22 protein-coding genes are annotated in these 20,595 nt (G+C 59.3%); 12 read left to right on the plus strand and 10 right to left on the minus strand.

The features are described 5' to 3' along the window. The first annotated feature begins 70 nt into the window (after nucleotides 1-70). The 8 genes from WAO69_RS03910 (at nucleotide 71) to WAO69_RS03945 (ending at nucleotide 7,010) form a co-directional block, all read left to right on the plus strand. Nucleotides 71-1,321 carry a Zn-dependent hydrolase gene (locus WAO69_RS03910; protein WP_422176738.1) on the plus strand — a complete coding sequence of 417 codons (1,251 nt, stop codon included), beginning with the start codon at nucleotides 71-73 and terminating at the stop codon, nucleotides 1,319-1,321. Beyond that, nucleotides 1,318-1,635: a hypothetical protein gene (locus WAO69_RS03915; protein WP_422176739.1), complete on the plus strand. Its 318-nt coding sequence runs from the start codon at nucleotides 1,318-1,320 to the stop codon at nucleotides 1,633-1,635. The genes WAO69_RS03910 and WAO69_RS03915 overlap by 4 nt, the downstream gene beginning before the upstream one ends. 2 nt (nucleotides 1,636-1,637) lie before the next feature. Then, entirely contained in the window at nucleotides 1,638-1,835 is a 198-nt protein-coding gene (locus tag WAO69_RS03920; protein ID WP_422176740.1) for a hypothetical protein, read from the plus strand. Nucleotides 1,836-1,839: 4 nt separating this feature from the next. After that, nucleotides 1,840-3,294 carry a dihydropyrimidinase gene (hydA, locus tag WAO69_RS03925; protein ID WP_422176741.1) on the plus strand — a complete coding sequence of 485 codons (1,455 nt, stop codon included), beginning with the start codon at nucleotides 1,840-1,842 and terminating at the stop codon, nucleotides 3,292-3,294. Nucleotides 3,295-3,314: 20 nt separating this feature from the next. Continuing rightward, nucleotides 3,315-4,121, plus strand: a complete 807-nt coding sequence (locus tag WAO69_RS03930; RefSeq protein ID WP_422176742.1) for an ABC transporter ATP-binding protein — start codon at nucleotides 3,315-3,317, stop codon at nucleotides 4,119-4,121. Between the two features lie 62 nt (nucleotides 4,122-4,183). Next, nucleotides 4,184-5,116 (plus strand): ABC transporter permease, encoded by a 933-nt coding sequence (locus WAO69_RS03935; RefSeq protein ID WP_422176743.1) that lies wholly within the window; start codon nucleotides 4,184-4,186, stop codon nucleotides 5,114-5,116. Continuing rightward, nucleotides 5,113-5,958 (plus strand): ABC transporter permease, encoded by an 846-nt coding sequence (locus WAO69_RS03940; protein WP_422176744.1) that lies wholly within the window; start codon nucleotides 5,113-5,115, stop codon nucleotides 5,956-5,958. Before WAO69_RS03935 ends, WAO69_RS03940 begins: the two co-directional genes overlap by 4 nt. Before the next feature lie 62 nt (nucleotides 5,959-6,020). After that, the gene (locus WAO69_RS03945) at nucleotides 6,021-7,010 is read left to right on the plus strand and encodes an ABC transporter substrate-binding protein (protein ID WP_422176745.1); all 990 of its coding nucleotides are present in this window, start codon (nucleotides 6,021-6,023) and stop codon (nucleotides 7,008-7,010) included. A 130-nt stretch (nucleotides 7,011-7,140) separates the two neighbouring features. Here the strand turns inward: WAO69_RS03945 and WAO69_RS03950 are convergent, their stop codons facing one another. The 9 genes from WAO69_RS03950 to WAO69_RS03990 form a co-directional block, all read right to left on the minus strand. After that, entirely contained in the window at nucleotides 7,141-7,266 is a 126-nt protein-coding gene (locus WAO69_RS03950) for a hypothetical protein (RefSeq protein ID WP_422176746.1), read from the minus strand. Then, nucleotides 7,263-8,540 (minus strand): c-type cytochrome, encoded by a 1,278-nt coding sequence (locus WAO69_RS03955; protein ID WP_422176747.1) that lies wholly within the window; start codon nucleotides 8,538-8,540, stop codon nucleotides 7,263-7,265. Before WAO69_RS03955 ends, WAO69_RS03950 begins: the two co-directional genes overlap by 4 nt. 4 nt (nucleotides 8,541-8,544) lie before the next feature. Next, nucleotides 8,545-9,750 (minus strand): formate dehydrogenase subunit gamma, encoded by a 1,206-nt coding sequence (locus tag WAO69_RS03960; protein ID WP_422176748.1) that lies wholly within the window; start codon nucleotides 9,748-9,750, stop codon nucleotides 8,545-8,547. 85 nt (nucleotides 9,751-9,835) lie between these two features. Then, nucleotides 9,836-10,429 carry a formate dehydrogenase FDH3 subunit beta gene (gene fdh3B / locus WAO69_RS03965; RefSeq protein ID WP_422176749.1) on the minus strand — a complete coding sequence of 198 codons (594 nt, stop codon included), beginning with the start codon at nucleotides 10,427-10,429 and terminating at the stop codon, nucleotides 9,836-9,838. Nucleotides 10,430-10,441: 12 nt separating this feature from the next. Further along, complete coding sequence (locus WAO69_RS03970) at nucleotides 10,442-13,327, minus strand: formate dehydrogenase subunit alpha (RefSeq protein ID WP_422176750.1); 2,886 nt, start codon at nucleotides 13,325-13,327, stop codon at nucleotides 10,442-10,444. A 145-nt stretch (nucleotides 13,328-13,472) separates the two neighbouring features. Then, nucleotides 13,473-13,664: a ubiquinol-cytochrome c reductase iron-sulfur subunit N-terminal domain-containing protein gene (locus WAO69_RS03975; RefSeq protein ID WP_422176751.1), complete on the minus strand. Its 192-nt coding sequence runs from the start codon at nucleotides 13,662-13,664 to the stop codon at nucleotides 13,473-13,475. A 61-nt stretch (nucleotides 13,665-13,725) separates the two neighbouring features. Further along, complete coding sequence (locus tag WAO69_RS03980) at nucleotides 13,726-14,319, minus strand: TorD/DmsD family molecular chaperone (RefSeq protein ID WP_422176752.1); 594 nt, start codon at nucleotides 14,317-14,319, stop codon at nucleotides 13,726-13,728. 33 nt (nucleotides 14,320-14,352) lie between these two features. Then, nucleotides 14,353-15,015, minus strand: a complete 663-nt coding sequence (locus WAO69_RS03985; RefSeq protein ID WP_422176753.1) for a DUF3306 domain-containing protein — start codon at nucleotides 15,013-15,015, stop codon at nucleotides 14,353-14,355. Then, nucleotides 15,012-15,542 carry a DUF3305 domain-containing protein gene (locus WAO69_RS03990; protein ID WP_422176754.1) on the minus strand — a complete coding sequence of 177 codons (531 nt, stop codon included), beginning with the start codon at nucleotides 15,540-15,542 and terminating at the stop codon, nucleotides 15,012-15,014. Before WAO69_RS03990 ends, WAO69_RS03985 begins: the two co-directional genes overlap by 4 nt. Before the next feature lie 329 nt (nucleotides 15,543-15,871). On the opposite strand from WAO69_RS03990, the gene WAO69_RS03995 reads away from it, so the two are divergent. Continuing rightward, entirely contained in the window at nucleotides 15,872-17,827 is a 1,956-nt protein-coding gene (locus tag WAO69_RS03995; protein ID WP_422176755.1) for a 4Fe-4S binding protein, read from the plus strand. Here WAO69_RS03995 and WAO69_RS04000 read toward each other — a convergent pair. Further along, the gene (locus WAO69_RS04000; protein ID WP_422176756.1) at nucleotides 17,821-18,552 is read right to left on the minus strand and encodes a hypothetical protein; all 732 of its coding nucleotides are present in this window, start codon (nucleotides 18,550-18,552) and stop codon (nucleotides 17,821-17,823) included. The genes WAO69_RS03995 and WAO69_RS04000 overlap by 7 nt on opposite strands. A 79-nt stretch (nucleotides 18,553-18,631) precedes the next feature. Between WAO69_RS04000 and WAO69_RS04005 the strand changes: the two genes are divergently transcribed. Genes WAO69_RS04005 through WAO69_RS04015 form a run of 3 tightly spaced genes read left to right on the plus strand, consistent with a single transcriptional unit; the run spans nucleotide 18,632 to nucleotide 20,593 of the window. Further along, nucleotides 18,632-18,826, plus strand: a complete 195-nt coding sequence (locus WAO69_RS04005) for a DUF6494 family protein (protein WP_422176757.1) — start codon at nucleotides 18,632-18,634, stop codon at nucleotides 18,824-18,826. 4 nt (nucleotides 18,827-18,830) lie between these two features. Then, nucleotides 18,831-19,892: an Mrp/NBP35 family ATP-binding protein gene (locus tag WAO69_RS04010; protein ID WP_422176758.1), complete on the plus strand. Its 1,062-nt coding sequence runs from the start codon at nucleotides 18,831-18,833 to the stop codon at nucleotides 19,890-19,892. Further along, on the plus strand, nucleotides 19,889-20,593 hold the full coding sequence (locus tag WAO69_RS04015; protein WP_422176759.1) for a DUF4444 domain-containing protein: 705 nt from the start codon (nucleotides 19,889-19,891) through the stop codon (nucleotides 20,591-20,593). The genes WAO69_RS04010 and WAO69_RS04015 overlap by 4 nt, the downstream gene beginning before the upstream one ends. The last annotated feature ends 2 nt before the right edge of the window (nucleotides 20,594-20,595 follow it).

Here is a 20,595-nt window from a genome sequence, read left to right on the forward strand (position 1 = left end):
CTCCGTGGTAGCGTGAGTTTGACCAGTTGGTCAAATCAAAGATGCACGGGCATCGGGCGCGGGGGATAACATGGCGGCACCGGGACAAAACCTCAGGATCAACCCAGAACGGCTCTGGGACAGTCTGATGGAGATGGCCAAGATCGGTCCAGGTCTGGCAGGGGGCAACAATCGTCAGACCCTGACCGATGAAGATGGCGAGGGTCGCGCGCTGTTTCAAAGCTGGTGTGAGGCTGCCGGGTGCACCATGGGGCTGGATCAGATGGGCAATATGTTTGCGCGGCGCGAAGGCACGGACCCGGACGCCCTGCCTGTCTATGTCGGCAGCCATCTCGATACACAGCCCACAGGCGGCAAATACGATGGCGTTCTGGGCGTGCTGGGTGGGCTCGAGGTCATTCGCACGCTCAACGATCTCAACATTCAGACCAAACACCCGATTGTCGTGACCAATTTCACCAATGAGGAAGGGACGCGTTATGCGCCCGCGATGCTGTCTTCCGGTGTCTTTGCCGGGATCCATACCCAGGAATGGGCCTATGCGCGCGAGGATTCCGAGGGCAAATCATTTGGTGATGAGCTTGTCCGGATCGGCTGGAGGGGCGACGAAGTTGTTGGAGCACGCAAGATGCACGCTTTTTTCGAGCTGCATATCGAACAGGGGCCTATTCTGGAAGCCGAAGGCAAGGATATCGGCGTGGTCACCCATGGTCAGGGCCTCAGCTGGACTCAGGTGACGATTACCGGCAAGGACAGCCACACAGGATCAACTCCCATGCCAATGCGCAAGAATGCCGGCCTGGGCATGGCGCGCGTTCTTGAACTGGTAGACGAGATTGCCTGGTCCCATAAACCCTATGCCGTGGGTGCGGCGGGTCATATCGACGTGTTTCCCAATTCGCGCAATGTCATCCCGGGCAAGGTCGTCTTTACCGTCGATTTCCGCTCGCCGGATCTGGCGGTGATCGAGGATATGGAGGCCCGCTTGCGCAGCGGGGCGCAGGCCATATGTGATGAGATGGGTCTGGGAGTCGCATTCGAGAAAGTCGGCGGCTTTGATCCGGTGACTTTCGACGAAGGCTGCGTGTCGGCAGTGCGCAATGCAGCCGAGCGGTTGGGATATAGTCACATGAACCTGATTTCCGGCGCCGGTCATGATGCCTGCTGGATCAATCGCGTGGCTCCGACGGCCATGGTGATGTGCCCTTGCGTCGATGGTCTCAGTCACAATGAGGCCGAAGAGATCAGCCCTGCATGGGCCGGGGCAGGAACCGATGTGCTGTTTCACGCGGTTTTGGAAACGGCGGAGATCGTCAGTTGAGTATCGCGATCATCGGCCCGGCCGAGATCGAGGCCATGATCGACCGTGAGGTCGCTGACTATCCCACGGATACACGGGCCGGGGCGCAAACCCTCGAGGCCTTTCAGAATGCACGACGCAAACCCAGGTTGGTCAGTGTCAATTTTTCCGGCGGGATTACGCAGAAATGTTACTCGGTCACGCGTCCGAATGGAGATTACCGGGTGATCTACCTGCCACTGGCGGGATATTTCTCGCTCTGCGTCGAGAGCGATTTTGGCCCTTTGGATATTGGTGTGCACGGGCCCGCCATCGCTTGTTTCGGATCGGTGTGACGATGACACAGGGATTTGCGCAACAACTTCTGGTCTTCGCGGCAATCTTCCTGTGTTTTCAGTTGGGATTCGATTTGCTGCAGGGCCTGTCCATTACGCCCGGCGTCTTTCTGAGCCGTCTGGGAACCACGATCATTGCCACCGCCATTTACGGGCTTCTCAGCTGGTGGCTCAGGAAACGCTCAAACCGGGAGGAATAACCCCATGTCCAAAGTCATCAGGAACGGCACCGTAGTGACTGCCGATTTGACCTATAAGGCCGATGTTCTGGTCGAGGGCGGCGTGATCGTCGAGATTGGTCCGAATCTCAAGGGTGATGAAGAGCTGGATGCGACAGGGTGTTATGTCATGCCCGGCGGGATCGACCCGCATACCCATCTGGAAATGCCCTTCATGGGCACCTATTCCTCGGATGATTTCGAAAGCGGGACGCGCGCTGCACTTGCTGGCGGGACCACAATGGTGGTGGATTTCGTTCTGCCCAATCCCGGCGAAAGCCTGTTGGACGGCTTGAAGCGCTGGGACAACAAATCGACCCGGGCCAATTGCGACTACTCTTTCCACATGGCGGTGACCTGGTGGGGAGAGCAGGTGTTCAATGACATGAAAACGGTCGTCGAGAACCACGGTATCACGACCTTCAAGCATTTCATGGCCTACAAGGGCGCGCTGATGGTCAACGATGACGAGCTTTATGCCTCGTTCCAGCGATTGGCCGAGCTTGGTGGTATTGCCATGGTGCATGCCGAAAACGGCGATGTGGTAGCTGAACTGAGCGCGAAACTGCTGGCCGAGGGTAACAACGGCCCCGAAGCGCATGCCTATTCCCGCCCTCCACAAGTCGAAGGCGAAGCCGCCAATCGCGCGATCATGATTGCCGATATGGCTGGCGTACCTCTCTACATCGTGCATGTGAGCTGTGAGGACGCACATGAAGCCATCCGCCGCGCCCGGATGCTGGGCAAGCGTGTCTGGGGCGAGCCCCTGATCCAGCACCTGACGCTGGATGAATCCGAATATTTCGACAAAGACTGGGATCACGCGGCACGTCGTGTGATGAGCCCGCCGTTCAGGAACAAGGAACATCAGAACAGTCTGTGGAACGGGCTTATGTCCGGCTCTCTTTCTGTCGTGGCAACGGATCACTGCGCCTTCACAACCGAACAGAAACGCTATGGCGTTGGTGATTTCACCAAGATCCCCAACGGTACGGGCGGGCTGGAAGACAGATTGCCGATGCTCTGGACAAACGGGGTCACGACCGGCCGGCTGACAATGAATGAATTTGTCGCCGTAACCTCAACCAATATAGCGAAAATTCTCAACTGCTATCCCAAGAAGGGTGCGATCATGGTCGGTTCGGATGCGGATATCGTGGTCTGGGATCCCGAGAAGGAAAAAACGATTTCGGCCAGCAGCCAGCAATCCGCGATCGACTATAACGTGTTCGAAGGCAAAGTTGTCAAAGGCCTGCCGCGCTTTGTCATGACGCGGGGCCATGTGGCCGCTAGCGACGGTGAGATGCGCACCCAGGAAGGTCATGGCAAGTTTGTTGCACGCGAGGCGAACGGGACTGTGAACAAGGCACTGTCGACATGGAAAGACCTGACAGCTCCGCGCCCGGTGCAACGCACAGGCATTCCGGCAACCGGCGTCTGAATCAGAGAGCGGAGCCCAGAGTGGAACACGCACAACAGAACGCTGCCACGGCCGACCCGGTCGTGGTTGCGCGATCTCTGGATCTGACATTTCAGACGAATGACGGCCCTGTTCAGGCGCTGAAAGATGTGCACCTGACGATCAACAAGGGTGATTTCGTCAGCTTCATCGGTCCTTCGGGCTGTGGAAAGACCACGTTTCTTCGTGTCATGGCTGCTCTTGAGACGCCTACGGGCGGGTCGATCACAGTCAATGGCATGTCCCCGGATGAGGCGCGCCGCCAGCGGGCTTATGGCTATGTGTTCCAGGCGGCGGGGCTTTATCCATGGCGCACGATTTCCGGCAATATCAAGCTGCCCCTGGAAATCATGGGGTTTTCCAAGGTCGAGCAGGAAGATCGCATCAACAAGGTTCTGCAACTTGTTGATCTGGAGGGATTTGGAAAGAAGTACCCTTGGCAGTTGTCGGGGGGCATGCAACAGCGCGCATCCATTGCGCGCGCGCTGGCTTTTGATGCCGAGATTTTGCTGATGGACGAGCCGTTTGGCGCATTGGACGAGATCGTACGCGACCATCTGAATGAACAGCTTCTGGCGCTTTGGGCGCGGACCGGAAAGACGATCGGCTTTGTGACCCATTCGATACCCGAGGCGGTGTATCTCTCGACCAAGATCGTGGTCATGTCGCCCCGTCCCGGACGGATCACCGATGTGATCGACAGCCCGTTGCCGAAAGAGCGGCCTTTGGACATCCGGGATACTCCGGAGTTCCTGAAACTTGCGCATCGGGTGCGCGAAGGCCTGAGGGCCGGGCATGCCTATGATTAAGTTCCTTGTCACGCAGATATCGGCTGGCTTGGCCCGATCCTGCCGGATCAAGGAACAGGTCTGTGCGTAACCTTTTGCCCATTCTGACCGTCTTGGCCGCGATCCTTGCGCTGTGGTATGCAGCTGTTGCCCCGATGAACATCCGCGTGGCTCTGGATACGGCGGAGCGAGCCGGAGAGAGCATCGTTCCAGAGGGCGCGCTGGCGCGGCGGGATATGTCTGTCTGGCGCTTGATGGCGGCAAATCCGAACCAGGTCGCGGCCGGATACACGCTTGAGCGGCCACGTCTGCCCACGCCGCAACAGGTGGGCCAGGAATTGTGGAAAACAACCGGAGAGATGGCACTGCGTGGGCGGGCCATGTCGAAACGCTCGCTGATCTACCATGGGTGGATCACGCTGCAATCCACGCTCTGGGGTTTCGTTCTGGGCACATCCCTGGGCATTCTGGGCGCTGTGGCGATCGTCTATAGCCGTGTGGTCGACATGAGCCTGATGCCCTGGGCGATCATCAGCCAGACCATTCCCATCGTGGCGCTTGCGCCCATGATCATCGTGCTGAGTTCGCAATTCGGGATTGAAGGACGCGGTGTGCCCAAGGCCGTGATTTCGGCCTACCTGTGTTATTTTCCCGTTCTGGTCGGGATGGTGAAGGGGTTACGCTCGCCGGCGGCGTCGCAGCTCGATCTTCTGAATACTTATAATGCCAATGGTTTGCAGGCGTTTTTGAAACTTCGGTTGCCATCCTCGGTGCCCTATCTGTTTACCTCGCTGAAAGTGGGGATCGCGGCGGCGCTGGTTGGCACCATTGTGGGCGAGCTGCCCACTGGTGCCATAAGCGGATTGGGCGCGCGCATTCTCATCGGAGACCAGTTTGGCACGCCCCTGGCGATCTGGGCCGCACTTGTTGCGGCTGCGGTGCTGGCCGGATTTCTGGTGACGCTTCTTGATGTGGCACAACGCGTGACGCTCCGGCGGATGGGGATGCAGGCATGAGCTGGCTGGTCTTTGCCTTGGTGTTCTGGCTTGGAGCCTGGGGCTTGAATGCCTGGCTGGCGAACTCGACCTGGTCGGAAACTCGGCTGGTGCGCATAGCCATCCCGGTTCTCTTCGGAGTGACGCTTCTGGTGCTCTGGGAGGGGCTGGTGCGTGCGTTTGGCGTGTCTGCTGTCATTCTGCCGCCGCCCTCGGCCGTGGCGCAAACCTTTGTGGCTTCGACGGATATCCTGTGGGAGGATTTCCAGCAGACCGTGTTCAAGGGCGCGCTCACCGGATTTGCGATAGGCAGCACGGCGGCTTTCCTGACAGCGATTGCGATCGACCGCTCGGCGTTTCTGACGCGCGGGCTTTTGCCCATCGGGAATTTCGTCGCCGCGCTGCCCATCATCGGGATCGCGCCGATTCTGGTCAGCTGGTTTGGCTTTGACTGGCAATCCAAAGCGGCGGTTGTGGTGGTTATGGTCTTTTTCCCCATTCTTGTGAACACGGTGCAGGGCTTTCGGGAAACCGATGCGATGCAACGGGACCTGATGCGCACCTATGCTGCCGGGTATCTCCAGATGCTGATCAAGCTGCGTCTGCCGGCGGCAATGCCGTTCGTGTTCAACGGGCTCAAGATCGCCACCACGCTGGCCCTGATCGGGGCGATTGTTGCTGAATATTTTGGCTCTCCAACGCGCGGCATGGGGTTTCGTATCTCAACCGGCGTCGGAAGCTTGTCGATTGATCTGGTCTGGGCTGAGATTGCCGTGGCCGCTCTGGCGGGAACGACATTCTATGGTATCGTAACCTGGATCGAGAAACGGGTGACCTTCTGGCACCCGTCACAACGCGGATAACAAGACCAAGAAGAGACCCATTGGGGCCGAGCACAAAAGATGTTCAACAAGGAGTGTACGACATGAAGAATCTACTCGCAGGGGCCGTCACGGCTCTTGGTCTGATGACCGCACCCGCCTGGGCTGCGGACGAGGTGAAGCTGCAGCTCAAGTGGGTCACACAAGCCCAGTTCGCAGGCTATTACGTGGCTCTGGACAAGGGGTTTTACGAAGAAGAGAACCTTGATGTGACGATCCTGCCAGGTGGGCCGGATATTGCGCCCACGCAGGTGATTGCCGGCGGTGGTGCCGATGTCACTGTCGAGTGGATGCCAGCAGCCCTGGCGGCACGCGAAAAGGGTCTGGCGCTGGTGAATATCGCACAGCCGTTCAAATCCTCGGGCATGATGCTGACCTGCTGGAAAGACGCGGGAATCGCCACGCCGGATGATCTGAAAAACCGCACGCTGGGCGTTTGGTTCTTTGGCAATGAATTCCCGTTTATGTCCTGGATGAGCAGCATGGGCATCTCGACCGACGGCAAGTCCGAAAACGGTGTCGAAGTCCTCAAGCAGGGCTTTAACGTCGACCCGCTCCTGCAGCGTCAGGCCGACTGTATCTCGACCATGACATATAATGAGTACTGGCAGGTGATTGATGCCGGTGTCAGCCCGGATGATCTTGTTACCTTCAAATATGAAGATCAGGGCGTGGCGACGCTGGAAGACGGGCTCTATGTTCTGGAAGAGCGTCTGGAGGATCCGGCCTTTGTCGAAAAGATGCAGCGTTTCGTGCGCGCATCCATGAAGGGTTGGAAATATGCAGAAGAAAACCCGGATGAGGCTGCAATGATCGTTCTGGACAACGACCAGACCGGTGCGCAGACCGAAAAGCATCAAAAACGCATGATGGGTGAGGTCGCCAAGCTGACCGCAGGCTCGAACGGCGCTCTGGATATTGCCGATTACGAGCGCACGGTGGCAACGCTGTTGGCGGGCGGGTCTGATCCGGTGATCACTGCGACCCCCGAGGGTGCCTGGACCAGCGTCATCACGGATGCGGCGCTGAACTGATCTTTAAGCAGTCAACAAACGTAGACGCGCGCCTCGATCAGGGCGCGCGTTTTTCGTTTCTTCTGTCCGCCCGCGTAGGGCAGGCCGTGGATTTGGGTATTTTCAACCAGAAAGAAGCGGTATTCCGCTATCAGTCCAGCCGGACGGACGCTCCGGTGACCTGTTGCGCCGAGGTTTGTCCCAGTTCTCCCAGGACCACCCATGCGCCGACGGACACCACCACCGTTGCGGCCATTGCCATCCAAATTGATTTCATTCGCTCTCCCTTTCCTCTCCTGTGGCCCGACGCAGGAAGGCGATCAGATCGTCGCGATCCGCCTGGCTCTGAATGACCTGCATCGGCATTTTTGAGCCCGGTATATAGTGATCCGGACCTTCTTCGAACAGATCGTCGATGCTGGTTTCCGTCCAGATGATCGACGATTTCTGTAGCGTTTCGGAATAGCTGTAGTCACTCACGGCCCCTGCAGGCCGCTCGAAAATACCATAGAGCGTCGGGCCGGCCCGTCGCGCACTGGATGGGGTCAGCGTGTGACAGATCGAGCACTTGCGTTCGAATTGCCGTTCACCGTTGTCCATGTCCTCGGGCTTGCGCAGGAAGCTTTGTTCCTGTGTGCCCATCTGGCCGTGTTCGTTCAGAGAGGCCACGGGCCAGCTGTACATGGCGTTGTCGAGGCCTCCTGCATGGATGTTCGCACCATCCGATGAAAATGCGAGCGCCCAGACCGGGCCGCGCAGGGTGGCGCGAAAATCGCGGGCGATACGCCATGCGATCGTGTCGATCATCATGATGTAGCCTTCGCCGTCCCCCACGGCCAGCGTGCTGCCATCCGGCGAGAGCGCCATGGCGAGAATGGGGCGGCGCTCCAGCGTGAAATCCGCAATAGGTTCACCTGTTGCTGCATCGATGACGCGGGTGACGCCGTCGACGGCACCATATGCGATCCAGCCCTGATTTTCGTTCACCACCAGTTCGTTGATGCCAAACCCGTGGCTGAGCAGCTGGGCTTTTTCTTGCCCTGTCGCGACATCCCAGAGCCGCAACGTGCCGTCGCTGCTGGCGCTGATCAACCCGGTGCCTTCTGCAATGAAGGCCACGTCATTGACGCCAGCCTGATGGCCGCTGAGGGAGCGCGCGGCACCCTCTTGCCAGAGACCGATGGTTCCATCCCAACTGGCTGTTGCAATCAGCGACCCGGACGCCGCGATCTGCATGATCTTGCCCTTGTGCTGCCCCATGACGGCACCATCGGGCCAGCTGCGCAGAGTGAAGTCATCACCCGCCGAGAGCAGGGCAGGGCCATTGAACAGCACGGTGTTTACCGCCGCCTCATGGCCTTCCAGCCAGGTCGGGCTGCCATTGCTCCAAAGGCCGACAGAGTTATCAAAGCTGGCTGTGGCGATGCGCCCGTCGTCCGCAACGGCGATCCCCATGATGGGGCCGCCATGGCCTTTGAGCGTAAAGAACCCGTCTGCCGCAGCATTCAGCGGCAGACAGGCAAGAGCCAGCGCAAGGGTTGCGCTGCGCATGGGGCTATTCAGCCGGTGTCGCTGAACCCGAGGCGGCTTGTTTTGCCTTCACCTCTTCAACCCAGAGCGAGTGGTGCTCTTTGGCCCATTGCTCTTCGACTTCGCCCGATCCCATGGCATCGAACGCACCCTCCATACCGATAGAGCCGATATAGATATGGGCAAAGATCATCGCCATGAACACGAATGCGACGATCGAGTGCCAGAGCTGTGCAAACTGCATTTCTTCATGCGGTGCCATCTGTTCGGGCAGGACACCCAGACCGAAGGCCTGCGGCAGACCCGTATCGTTGAGGATCACAAAGGTCTTGGCAAACATGGGAAGTTCGAACGGGAAGAGCAGGGACAGACCAGACGCACTGATCGAAAGCCCCAGTACGACGCAACCCCAGAAGATCATCTTCTGGCCGGCATTGAATTTCCTGGCCGGCGGATGAACGCCTTTAGAGAACAGTCCGCCCCCCTTGGCCAGCCATGTCAGGTCATGTCTGTTGGGAATGTTGTGAACCGTCCAGTTCAGGATGATGATCAACAGGCCCAGCATGAAGGCCCATGCCACGTTGTTGTGGGCCCATTTGGAGGCCATCGCGATCATGGCGAAGGATTCCTTGCCAAAGACCGGAATAAGCACAGCCCGTCCAAACAATGAGATCAGCCCGGTTGCTCCGAGGACCAGAAAGCTGGCCGCAAAGAGCCAGTGGCCAAAGCGTTCGAAGCCGGTGAAACGGGTCATGGTCCGTCCGGTTTTGGGGCCGTCGATCATGATCTTGCCACGCAGCAGATAGAACAGTGCAAGCGCAGCGAGAGTGCCGCCCATGAGCCATGCACCATAAATTGACAGCGGTCCTTCGCGGAACTGCCACCACCACATGCCACGATCCTGAATCAGCACGCCGGCACCCGGCGCGTTGGTCGAGACGGTGACATCGGCCGTGCCATAACGCAGCGCAAGGTAGACATCGCTGTCGGATTCACCGCCCAGCGTGCCCAGTTGTTCAGAGATACCGGCGGCAGCGGTACCTGTCTGATCCAGCCGCCAGCTGAAATCGACGTCTTCGCCACGTTGACGGGCCAGGATATCTTCAAGGGTAGGAGACCCCGAGCGGGGTTGAAACTCTTCGGTTTGTTGTGATTGCGGGGATGCCTCCTGGGCGGATGCGGAAATCGCCATCAGGCATGTCAGGATCAGAGCAAATATCGCGCGCAGCATTTGTCGGTGGTCCCTGTCTTAGGAGTGATAAAAAAGGGCGGCCCGTTCTTATGCGAGCCGCCCTGATGATCGTCAGAATGCGGGGTTAGCCGCCTTTCTGTTCATAGGCTGTGCCCCAACCCCAGGCGCCTGAACCGAAACCACGGGCGACGACGCGCTCGCGGTAGATGTTGGCAACAACGTCGCCATCACCGGCCAGCAGGGCCTTGGTGGAACACATCTCGGCGCAGATCGGCAGTTTGCCTTCCGCGATCCGGTTGCGGCCATACTTCTGGAACTCTGCGGCGGAATGGGTCTCTTCGGGGCCACCGGCGCAGAAGGTACATTTGTCCATCTTGCCGCGGGATCCGAAGTTGCCCGCCTGTGGGTACTGCGGCGCACCGAAAGGGCACGCATAGAAGCAATATCCGCAGCCGATGCAGAGGTCCTTGGAGTGCAGCACCACACCGTCATCGGTCTGATAGAAGCAATCCACAGGGCACACCGCCATACAGGGCGCGTCCGAACAATGCATACAGGCCACCGAGATCGACCGTTCACCGGGCTTACCATCATTGATGGTGACAACACGGCGGCGGTTGATACCCCATGGTACCTCATGCTCGTTCTTACAGGCCGTGACGCAGGCATTGCACTCAATGCAGCGTTCGGCGTCGCAGAGAAACTTTGCTCTTGCCATTTTCTCTTCTCCTTACGCTGCCCAGATCTTGCAGAGAGTCGCTTTGGTCTCCTGCATCTGGGTCACTGAGTCATAGCCGTAGGTCTGGGCGGTGTTGGTTGATTCACCCAGAACATAGGGGTCTGCACCGTCGGGGTATTTCGACCGTTGGTCCTCACCCTGATAATGCCCGCCAAAGTGGAACGGCATGAACGCCACCCCGGCTTCGACCCGTTCGGTGACCATGGCCATAACCTTGACCTTGCCGCCTTCGGGGCCCTCGACCCAGACCTGAGCGCCGTCACGGACGTTCAGATCATTGGCATCGCGCGGGTTGATTTCGACGAACATGTCTTGCTGAAGCTCAGCCAGCCAGGGGTTCGACCGGGTTTCATCCCCGCCACCTTCGTATTCGACCAGACGCCCCGAAGTGAGGATGATCGGATAGTCCTGAGAAAAGTCGTTCTTCTGGATCGATGCGTACATTGTCGGCACGCGCCAGAACTTCTTGTCCTCATAGGTGGGGTAGTCTGCCACCAGATCACGACGGTTCGAATAGAGCGGTTCGCGGTGCAGCGGCACCGGATCCGGGAAGGTCCAGACGACGGCGCGGGCCTTGGCGTTGCCGAAAGGAGCACAGCCATGCTTGATCGCGACCCGCTGGATACCGCCCGACAGGTCGGTCTTCCAGTTGGCTTTCGGACCACCGACAGCGTCGACCGCGGCGCGTTCTTCGGCGGTCAGATCGCCGTCCCAACCCAGATCCATCAGCATCTGCATCGTGAATTCGGGGTATCCGTCCTGAATTTCCGATCCTGCGCTGTAGACGCCTTCGGCCAGCAGATTGTCGCCATCGCGTTCTACACCAAAGCGGGCGCGGAACGTGAGGCCACCTTCGGCCACCGGCAGCGACATATCATAGAGATTGGCGGTGCCTGGATGGTTCATCTCGGGTGTTCCCCAGCAAGGCCAGGGCATGCCGTAGTAGTCACCATCTGCCGGGCCACCATTGGCGCGCAACGTCGTGCGGTCAAAGGTGTGCTGATTGGCCATGTGCATCTTCATGCGTTCTGGTGACTGGCCGGTATACCCGATGGTCCACATGCCGCGATTGAACTCGCGGGTGATGTCCTCGATGTTGGGCTCTTCAGGGCCATCCATCGAGATGTTGCGGAACAGACGGTCTTCGAAGCCGAACTTCTTGGCAAGTTTCGCCATGATGATGTGGTCGGGCAGGGACTCGAACAGTGGATCGAATACCTTGTCACGCCATTGCAGCGACCGGTTGGATGCGGTGACCGAACCGCGGGTCTCGAACTGGGTCGAGGCCGGCAGCAGGTAAACGCCATCGGTGCGGTCATGCAGGACCGCCGAGACGGTGGGGTAGGGATCGACCACGACCAGCATGTCGAGCTTTTCCATCGCCGTCTTCATCTCGGGCAGGCGTGTCTGGCTGTTGGGAGCATGCCCCCAAAGAACCATGGCCCGGGTGTTTGCGGGCTGGTCAAGGTTCTCGGCATCCTCCAGAACCCCATCGATCCACCGGCTGACCGGGATCCCGTTGAGGTTCATCATCTTCTTGTCGCCATAGCTGGCGTCCGAGAACCGGCTTTTCAGCCAATCAAGGTCTTCTTCCCAGACGCGCGCCCAATGCGCCCACGACCCATCGGCCAAGCCATAGTAGCCGGGCAGTGTGTCGGCGAGTACACCGAGGTCGGTCGCACCCTGAACGTTGTCATGGCCGCGGAAGATGTTGGTGCCGCCACCGGCGGTGCCCATGTTGCCCAGAGCCAGCTGGAGCACGCAATAAGCGCGGGTGTTATTGTTGCCGTTGGTGTGCTGCGTGCCGCCCATGCACCAGATCACTGTGCCGGGACGGTTGTTTGCCATGGTGCGGGCCACGCGGCGCAACTGTTCGCCAGGTGTGCCTGTCACACGCTCCACTTCTTCGGGCGTCCATTTCGCGACTTCGGTCTTGATCTGGTCCATGCCCCAAACACGGGTGCGGATGAACTCTTTGTCTTCCCAGCCGTTTTCGAAGATGTGCCACAGGATACCCCAGACCAGCGCAACGTCTGTGCCGGGGCGGAAGCGGACATATTCGTCGGCATGTGCGGCAGTGCGGGTGAACCGCGGGTCGCACACGATCAGGGGCGCATTGTTTTGCTCTTTGGCCTTCAGAACATGCAGCAGCGAGACGGGGTGCGCCTCGGCAGGGTTGCCGCCGATAATGAAGATCGCCTTGGAGTTATGGATGTCGTTGTAGCTGTTCGTCATGGCACCGTAGCCCCATGTGTTCGCTACGCCAGCCACTGTTGTCGAATGGCAGATCCGGGCCTGGTGATCGATGTTGTTCGTGCCCCAATAGGCAGCGAACTTGCGATACAAATAGGCCTGTTCGTTGTTGAACTTGGCAGATCCAAGCCAGTAAACGCTGTCAGGGCCGCTTTCTTCGCGGATCTTCAGCATCCCGTCGCCGATTTCCTCGATGGCCTGATCCCAGCTGATGCGTGTCCATTCGCCATTCACTTTCTTCATCGGATACTTCAGGCGACGCTCGCCATGGGCGTGTTCGCGCACCGCTGCCCCTTTGGCACAATGTGCGCCGAGGTTGAACGGGCTGTCCCAACCGGGCTCTTGCCCGGTCCAGACGCCGTTTTGCACTTCTGCAACGACGGTACAGCCGACAGAGCAGTGTGTGCAGATAGATTTGACGGTCTCAACCGCACCAGCAGCCGCATTGGCCGCGCTGGCTTTTGTCACTGTGCCGCCAGTAGCGCTGATCGCAGCAAGGCCGCCAATGGCCAGACCAGATCCGCGCAGGAATGTCCGGCGGTCAACAGATGTTCCGCGTGCCTGCGAGTGGATCGAAGTCCGCTGGGGGCGTCTCGCAACCCCGTTGGTCTTTTTCCTCAACATGTTTCATTTCCTTCCGTGCTCACCAGGTCGACTGGTTGGCTGGGGCTGATAGAATCGGCGTCAGGGCTATTCGCGACTTTCTGCCGGTGCTTGGCGATCGTCCGGATCATCTGCCCGGGCGCTGCCGTCTTCGTTCAGCGGTTCTCTAGAACCGCGCGCTGTCGAGATAGGCGCGCGTATGTGCCGTATCCTGAATCCGCGTCTCGCCGGTCGGCTCTTCGGCCGCCTGGGCCTCTGTTCCGCTCAGCGCAGCCGCCGCAACAGCAGCGGGTGCCGCAGTTCCAGCCAGTTTGAGGAAATCACGGCGTGAAGCACGGTCATCCTTCGTTTTGCTCATGGAAACGTCTCCTCCCATTTGCGTTTGGGCCACCCTTTCAGGCAGCCATTGAAACGACCCATCAGGCCGTCATTCGGAACGCTTCGCGCTCGATATCCATGAACACCCTGCCGGCTGTACCGACCGAGGCGTAAAAGACCGAGTTCTTGGCGGCTTCCAAATCTGAATAAAAATGTCCGGCCCAGGGGCCGATGTGCTTGGCCCAGAAGGTTTTCTGAGCTTCCAGTGTCGCGGGTGCACCAAAGCGCCCCACGATCATGCCCGCCATCATCTCCATGAGAGAGGCGATATTGTCTTCGGGTTCATACACGTTCTGTGCTCGGGTGATGCCGCGTACGACCATGTCGCTGCGCAATTGCGCCAGAGGCTTTTCGTTGAGAAAGCCTGTGAGGTAGTAGGACGCATAGGGCAACAACTCGCCACGCCCCAAGCCAATGAACAGGGCGTTGAATTCGCGCACGACGGTCTGCGGCTTGGAGGCCTTGGCGACGCGCGACATCGTCGCGATGGCCTGGCCAAGGTCGGTTTCGTCCCCGCCAAGACCTGCGCATTGATCCAACACCATCTGATCTGGCGGACCCGCCAGAAGCAGTCCGAGGAAATTATAGAAGTCCGCGCGGAGGCGGTCCTCTTCGGCAATCTCAAGTGTCGTCATGTGCATCCCTAGGCTGTATTCCATGGTACACCGTTAAGCCTCGAACGCGAAGCGCATACGCCGTCTGGACACTGCGGCAAAATGCGTATCCGACTGTTTTTCTTGGTTTTCATTTCCGCGCGGGCTGTCTGCGTGAAAGCCTTCATCTGTTGGCGTTGCGTGCTCGGCGCGCAAAGCGGAAGCGTCGGATGCCGCGTCCATGGCTGCCGGCACGGAGTCTTGCGCCGCCTCGTCCGTTGGCTCTGCAGGTACATCAACGGATTTGCCCAAGGCTTTTGCAGCTTTTTCGTCAGCCTGACGGGCCAGTTCCTCGATATGGGCCAGCATACCCTTGCCCACCTGATAGGACGTCTTGATGCTGTCGACGACAAATGCGGGATCGTTGAAGTCTTCGTCGTAATCGACAAGCCCGTCGAGGTTTGCCAGGACCGGATTCAGCTTCCAAAGCTGGCGCAGGGCGCGGCGACGCAGTCTTTCGGGTACGGCTTGTGCCATGAAACCACGCACGTCATCGCCTGGCTGCAGTGTGTCCGGATCAGGCAGGTTCAGTTCGGTCAGGATTTCCTGATCGGATTTTTCTTCAAGGGTCTCGCGTTCGACACGCACTACTTCTTGCGCGACCGCGCGTTGCTCGGCCTGCTGTTCGGCCCGAACGGCTGCCTTGCGCCGGGCCCAGAAATCGGCACGCGTGCTCATTGCACCAGCCTTTTGCGCGGCGCGCGGAACACGTCGCTGGTTTGATGAATGCGTTCATCGCCCTTGCCGTTTTCGGTCAGATCAACGCGCTTGCGGTCGCGCTTGCGTTTGACGAACGTGTCTTCCACGTGGTGCTTGAGCGTAAACTCCTCGATCCAGGCGGCCAGACCAGCGCTCATCGGCACCTTTTCCACCAGATCATCACCATTGTCGGTATAGTCCTGAGCCTCGAACGGCGAGGCGGTCACCACGGCAACATCAAGCGGTGCGTTGCCGTCTGGCTCATTGCGCAGCACGACATAGATCGACGGCGCTCCGTCCGCGAGATTGGTCAGGTAAGCCTCGGTCTCGGCAGCCCACAAGGTCAGGGGAAGAGTGGCGGCGTGATACTCGACGGTTTCGCCATCCCGGCGCAACTCACGCCAGTTTGCCTGCGCCGCGCCGGGCATAACAGCCGAGACCCGCCATGCCCATTTGGCCCAGCGTGTAACGCCGGGTGATTTTCTCACCACGACACCAAGTGGCATCGTAATATGTATAGCAGCAGATTGTGCCACCGGCTTCCTCCGCCAGAGTTCCCCAACTCTGGTTCCTGTATTTAGAGTGCAACGGTATACAGCGTGCAGCCAAGAGCAAAATGCGCGTCATGTCGCTTTGGGCGTGATTTTGTGAAATAAAGTGCATCATTCATGTATGTTATTCGATGATCGGGTTGACCGTGCCATTTCATTTCGGGCCGCCGTCTGGTCGAACTCGGCAATGGCGCGCGGTCTTGGGTCTTTACCTCTGGTGCGTGCTGTGCCTATTTTACACGCCGCGAGCAGGGATGAACTTTCAGGAATTGGCGTGAAGAACGATGGTCAAGTCGTTGATATTGTGTGATTGCTTGGGCAGCCAGGCGCTGGATGTTGACAAGATTTCGGGCGTTGCCGGTGTCACGTGTTCCAAAGTGCATACTGCCCTGTGCACCCGTCAGATCGAATCGGCGGCACAGGCCATCGCCTCGGGAGATGCGATCATCGCTTGCCAGCAGGAACGCGCGACCTTCGAGGATTTGGCTGAAGAGCTTGGGGTCGAGGCACCGGGTTTCCTGGACCTGCGCGATCGCGCCGGTTGGTCGGATCAGGCCGCCACGGCCGGACCGAAAATGACCGCTTTGGCCGCGGAAGCCTTGTTGCCGTCTGCGGATGGCAAGACTGTGGATGTGATCTCGGAAGGGATCAGCCTGTTGGCCGGGGCGGCGGATGTTGTTCTTCCGGTTGCCGAAAAACTGAAGGACATTCTTTCGCTGACGGTGCTATTGACCGACGCCGAGGATGTGCCACCCAGCCGAGACTATGATGTGGTACGCGGCCAGATGAGACAGGTCAGCGGTGCCTTGGGTGGATTTACCGTCCGCATCGATGCGTTTCAGCAGATCGAGCCGGGTGGACGCGGCGTCTTCACTCTGAGTGCTCCGCAGGACGGCGCGATGTCGCAATGTGATATCGTGATCGATCTGACCGGAGCCACGCCGATGGTGCCGGCTCCGCAAAAGCGCGAAGGATACCTGCGCGCCGATCCGCGCGATCCTCTGGCCGTGTCTGCCGTTGTCATGGCGGCATCTCAATTGACCGGCACATTTGAAAAACCGCTCTATGTGCGTCTCGAAGACAGCCTGTGCGCACATTCGCGCGCCGGGCAGACCGCGTGCACGAACTGTCTGGATATCTGTCCGACGGGGGCGATCACGCCTGCGGGCGAACATGTGACGATTGATCCGATGGTTTGCGCAGGATGCGGAGCTTGCGCGGCGCTGTGCCCGTCCACCGCGATTACCTATGACGATCCGCCGGTGCACCACCTTCTGATGCGCATGCAGACGCTGGCGTCGACCTATCGCAAGGCGGGGGGCAAGAACCCGCGTCTGTTGGTGCACGATGAGCACGGGGCCGAGATGATCCGCCTTGCGGCCAGGTTTGGCCGCGGATTACCTTCGGATGTTATCCCGCTGGAATTGAAAGTTATTTCCGGTTTCGGTCATGCTGAAATGCTGGCTGCACTGGCGCATGGGTTTGCCTCGGTCGATGTGCTTCTTGCGCCCACGACGGAACGCGATGCGCTGACGCGCGAGTTGGAACTGGCCACGGCGATCGGTGGGTCTGGCAAGCTGCGCCTGATTGCCGAAGCGGATCCGGACATGATGTCTGACGCGCTCTATGACGCTGCGGTGAAACCAGCTCTTGAGACCCCGGTTCTGCCACTGGGCAACCGGCGCCAGATCGCCCGCCTCGCGGCACAGGCACTGAATCTGCAGCTTGATGCTCCGCTCAGCCTGCCGCAAGGCGCGCCCTACGGTGCGGTTCTGGTGGACACGGACGCCTGCACCCTGTGTCTGTCCTGTGTGTCGCTGTGCCCATCGGGGGCTTTGGTCGACAACCCGGATATGCCGCAACTGCGCTTCCAGGAAGATGCCTGCCTGCAATGTGGGCTGTGTTCCAACATCTGTCCGGAAAACGCGATCACGCTCAAACCCCAGATGGAGTTGAGCGACAAGGCCTTGGGACAGGAAGTTCTGAACGAAGAAGAACCCTTTGCCTGTATCGAATGTGGCGGGTTGTTTGGTGTGCGTTCGACTGTCGAAAAGATCATGGAAAAGCTTGCCGGCACCCATCCCATGTTCGCCACCTCCGAGCAGGCCAAGATGATCCAGATGTGCGACACCTGCCGGATTCAGGCGCAATATCACAGTGAAAACAATCCATTTGCCGGAAAAGAACGCCCCAAGCCGCGCTCGACCGACGACTATTTTTCAAAGCGTCGGGATCACTGAAGGTGCAACGGTGCCCCAAGATCCGCAGGCGCGACCTTTGCAACATAGGCCAGAATGGCCTCAAGGTCTTCGATGATCATGACAACCGGCGCAATCGGAGACGGACGCGAGGGATCAAAGGGCAGGGTTACGCCCGCGACCTGTGTAAAGGCACCATGCGGGCGCAGGACATAGAATTGCTGAAAGCGAAAATCCCAGTCGGCCATGGCGCGCAGAACCGCGAAGGACGGGGTGGAGCCGATGGAGTGCATTGCGTTTTGCGGCCCGATCACATGGCAGCGCCCGCAATGGTTCAGCGAAAGCTGTTCGCCCAGTACAGGATCGCCGTCATAGATGATCTGCGCGATCTCTTCGGCCTCGGGCAGCGGGGCCGTGAAGGCATCACCATCGCTTGGCTGAAAACTCTCGATGGTGCGCGTGCCGATCTCGGAAGTCAGCCAGTCCTGAAACCGGATCTGAAGCGGATCATCCGTGATGCGCAATTGATAGACCGTCGTGCCACGCTGAAACACCGCAGTGCCCGGACCCGTTGCGCTCAGCACCATCTCTGCGCCGGGGTCCAGGCTGATACGCACGCCGGTCTTGAGCGAAAAACGCGGCAGAATATGCCTGAGCAGCCCGCTTGCGACCACCTCGTCCGGGGCGGCAAGCCCCAGAGGTTCCTCGGCTCCCGAGCGGAGAGCGGGAACAAGGATCAGGGCAAGACACAGGATCAGCAAGCGCATAAAAGCAGCCTATCCGTCGATTTACAGGCCCGTCAATGTGGCGGCCCAATTCAATACAGCGATCAAGGGAGCAAGTGATATGGACGACAGTTTCAATATGTCGATGCGGAAATTCCTCAAGCAGGTTGGTGTAACCAGCCAGCAAGCCATCGAGGACGGGTTGCGTGCCAAAGGAGCCAAAGCGGGCCAGACCTATGAGGCGCGCGTGCATCTCACGGTCGATGGGCTGGACGTCGATCACGTCGTGACCGGCACCATCAAGGGTGACGAATAACACCATGGCTACACGCGATGCTGTTCTTGCAGAACTGAAATCCGTTACCGATCCAATCAGCGGTGGCGACATTGTGTCCTCGGGCATGGTGCGGGCCTTGACGGTTGAAGACGGCACGGTCCGCTTTGTGATCGAGATCGATGCCTCGCAGGCGAAAATGATGGAACCGGTGCGCGCCGAGGCCGAAGCCAAGGTCAAAGCACTGGACGGCGTAAACAACGTCAGTGCCATGCTGACCGCGCATTCCGCCAAGGCTCCGCCCGATCTCAAACCGGGGCGCAAGGCCGAACCCAGCGGTCCACAGCCCATTCCGGGGATCGAGAGGATCGTGGCGATTGCCTCGGGCAAGGGCGGGGTGGGAAAATCCACCGTGTCAGCCAACCTTGCCTGCGCATTGGCCGCCGAGGGCCGGCGCGTGGGTCTTCTGGACGCCGATGTTTACGGACCGTCACAGCCGCGCATGCTGGGGATCAGCGGTCGTCCGGCCTCGCCGGATGGCAAGACGATCCTGCCAATGCGCAATCATGGCGTCACGATGATGTCCATGGGTCTCATGACCAACGAGGATCAGGCGGTTGTCTGGCGCGGCCCGATGCTGATGGGCGCACTTGAGCAGATGATGCGTCAGGTGCAATGGGGCGCGTTGGATGTGCTGCTTGTCGATCTGCCGCCCGGGACGGGGGATGTGCAAATGACATTGACCCAAAAGTTCCCCGTGGACGGTGCGATCGTGGTGTCAACGCCGCAGGATGTGGCTTTGCTGGATGCGCGCAAGGGCATTGATATGTTCAATCAGATGAAGACGCCGATCTTCGGTCTGATCGAGAACATGTCGACCCACATCTGTACCAAGTGCGGTCACGAAGAGCATGTCTTTGGTCATGGCGGTGTCGCAGCAGAAGCCAGGAAAATCGGTGTGCCGCTTCTGGCCGAACTGCCTCTTCATCTGGACATTCGCCTTGCGGCGGATGGCGGTGCGCCCATTGTGGTGTCCAAGCCGGAAAGTGCCGAGGCGCAGTCGTTCCGCAGTCTTGCACGCGACCTCATAGCCAAGGGTCAGGCATGACCCAAGCCGCCTCCTTCCCGCCTTTGATGGAGGGTGTGGCCGTTGAGGGGAACGTTGATCCCTTTGAGGCAGCGCGCGAGATGGCAACAGTTGGCTGTGACGCCGGCACGGTGGTTTACAATGTCCAGGCGGATCGTTTGCGCGCGGCACTTGTCTTCGCGCCCGAAGTCTCGCTGGAGGACGCGATGGCAATGATGGTGGTGTGCGGGGTGGGCTTTCAGAACGCGCTGGGTGCGCTTGCACCGCCCGAAGTCGGCGTGCATCTGGAATGGTCCGGCGCGATCCGGGTCAATGGAGGCTTGTGCGGTGAACTGCGCGTTGCGGCCTCGGGCAATAATCCCATGGCCGAACCCGATTGGCTGGTTGTCGGTCTTGAAGTACCGATCCTGCAGACGGCTGCCGATCCCGGCACCTCTCCTGATATCACTGCGCTTTATGAAGAGGGCTGCGCCGAGGTCGATCCGCTTGCTCTGCTCGAGGCATGGGCGCGACATACGCTGGTCTGGATCAACCGCTGGGCTGATGAAGGCAACCGTCCACTTCATGCCGAATGGTCCGGCTTGGTGAAAGGTGTCGGGGAGCCGGTTGAGATAAAAGGGCTTTCTGGAACATTCATGGGTGTAGATGATCGTTTTGGAATGCTGATCCAGGATAATGAAACCACCCATCTTCTGCCCCTGAGCCAACTTTTGGAGGACTGACA

The organism is Aestuariivita sp. (assembly GCF_049276915.1).
In the GTDB taxonomy this organism is placed as follows: Bacteria; Pseudomonadota; Alphaproteobacteria; order Rhodobacterales; family Rhodobacteraceae; genus Aestuariivita.

Excerpts from the sequence above, each read along its gene's own strand:
- WAO69_RS03910 (WP_422176738.1), top strand. The coding sequence starts at position 71 with ATGGCGGCACCGGGACAAAACCTCAGGATCAACCCAGAACGGCTCTGG.
- WAO69_RS03920 (WP_422176740.1), top strand. The coding sequence starts at position 1,638 with ATGACACAGGGATTTGCGCAACAACTTCTGGTCTTCGCGGCAATCTTC.
- hydA (WP_422176741.1), top strand. The coding sequence starts at position 1,840 with ATGTCCAAAGTCATCAGGAACGGCACCGTAGTGACTGCCGATTTGACC.
- WAO69_RS03940 (WP_422176744.1), top strand. The coding sequence starts at position 5,113 with ATGAGCTGGCTGGTCTTTGCCTTGGTGTTCTGGCTTGGAGCCTGGGGC.
- WAO69_RS03945 (WP_422176745.1), top strand. The coding sequence starts at position 6,021 with ATGAAGAATCTACTCGCAGGGGCCGTCACGGCTCTTGGTCTGATGACC.
- WAO69_RS03950 (WP_422176746.1), bottom strand. The coding sequence starts at position 7,266 with ATGAAATCAATTTGGATGGCAATGGCCGCAACGGTGGTGGTGTCCGTC.
- WAO69_RS03955 (WP_422176747.1), bottom strand. The coding sequence starts at position 8,540 with ATGCGCAGCGCAACCCTTGCGCTGGCTCTTGCCTGTCTGCCGCTGAAT.
- WAO69_RS03960 (WP_422176748.1), bottom strand. The coding sequence starts at position 9,750 with ATGCTGCGCGCGATATTTGCTCTGATCCTGACATGCCTGATGGCGATT.
- fdh3B (WP_422176749.1), bottom strand. The coding sequence starts at position 10,429 with ATGGCAAGAGCAAAGTTTCTCTGCGACGCCGAACGCTGCATTGAGTGC.
- WAO69_RS03970 (WP_422176750.1), bottom strand. The coding sequence starts at position 13,327 with ATGTTGAGGAAAAAGACCAACGGGGTTGCGAGACGCCCCCAGCGGACT.
- WAO69_RS03975 (WP_422176751.1), bottom strand. The coding sequence starts at position 13,664 with ATGAGCAAAACGAAGGATGACCGTGCTTCACGCCGTGATTTCCTCAAA.
- WAO69_RS03980 (WP_422176752.1), bottom strand. The coding sequence starts at position 14,319 with ATGACGACACTTGAGATTGCCGAAGAGGACCGCCTCCGCGCGGACTTC.
- WAO69_RS03985 (WP_422176753.1), bottom strand. The coding sequence starts at position 15,015 with ATGAGCACGCGTGCCGATTTCTGGGCCCGGCGCAAGGCAGCCGTTCGG.
- WAO69_RS03990 (WP_422176754.1), bottom strand. The coding sequence starts at position 15,542 with ATGCCACTTGGTGTCGTGGTGAGAAAATCACCCGGCGTTACACGCTGG.
- WAO69_RS03995 (WP_422176755.1), top strand. The coding sequence starts at position 15,872 with ATGGTCAAGTCGTTGATATTGTGTGATTGCTTGGGCAGCCAGGCGCTG.
- WAO69_RS04000 (WP_422176756.1), bottom strand. The coding sequence starts at position 18,552 with ATGCGCTTGCTGATCCTGTGTCTTGCCCTGATCCTTGTTCCCGCTCTC.
- WAO69_RS04005 (WP_422176757.1), top strand. The coding sequence starts at position 18,632 with ATGGACGACAGTTTCAATATGTCGATGCGGAAATTCCTCAAGCAGGTT.
- WAO69_RS04010 (WP_422176758.1), top strand. The coding sequence starts at position 18,831 with ATGGCTACACGCGATGCTGTTCTTGCAGAACTGAAATCCGTTACCGAT.
- WAO69_RS04015 (WP_422176759.1), top strand. The coding sequence starts at position 19,889 with ATGACCCAAGCCGCCTCCTTCCCGCCTTTGATGGAGGGTGTGGCCGTT.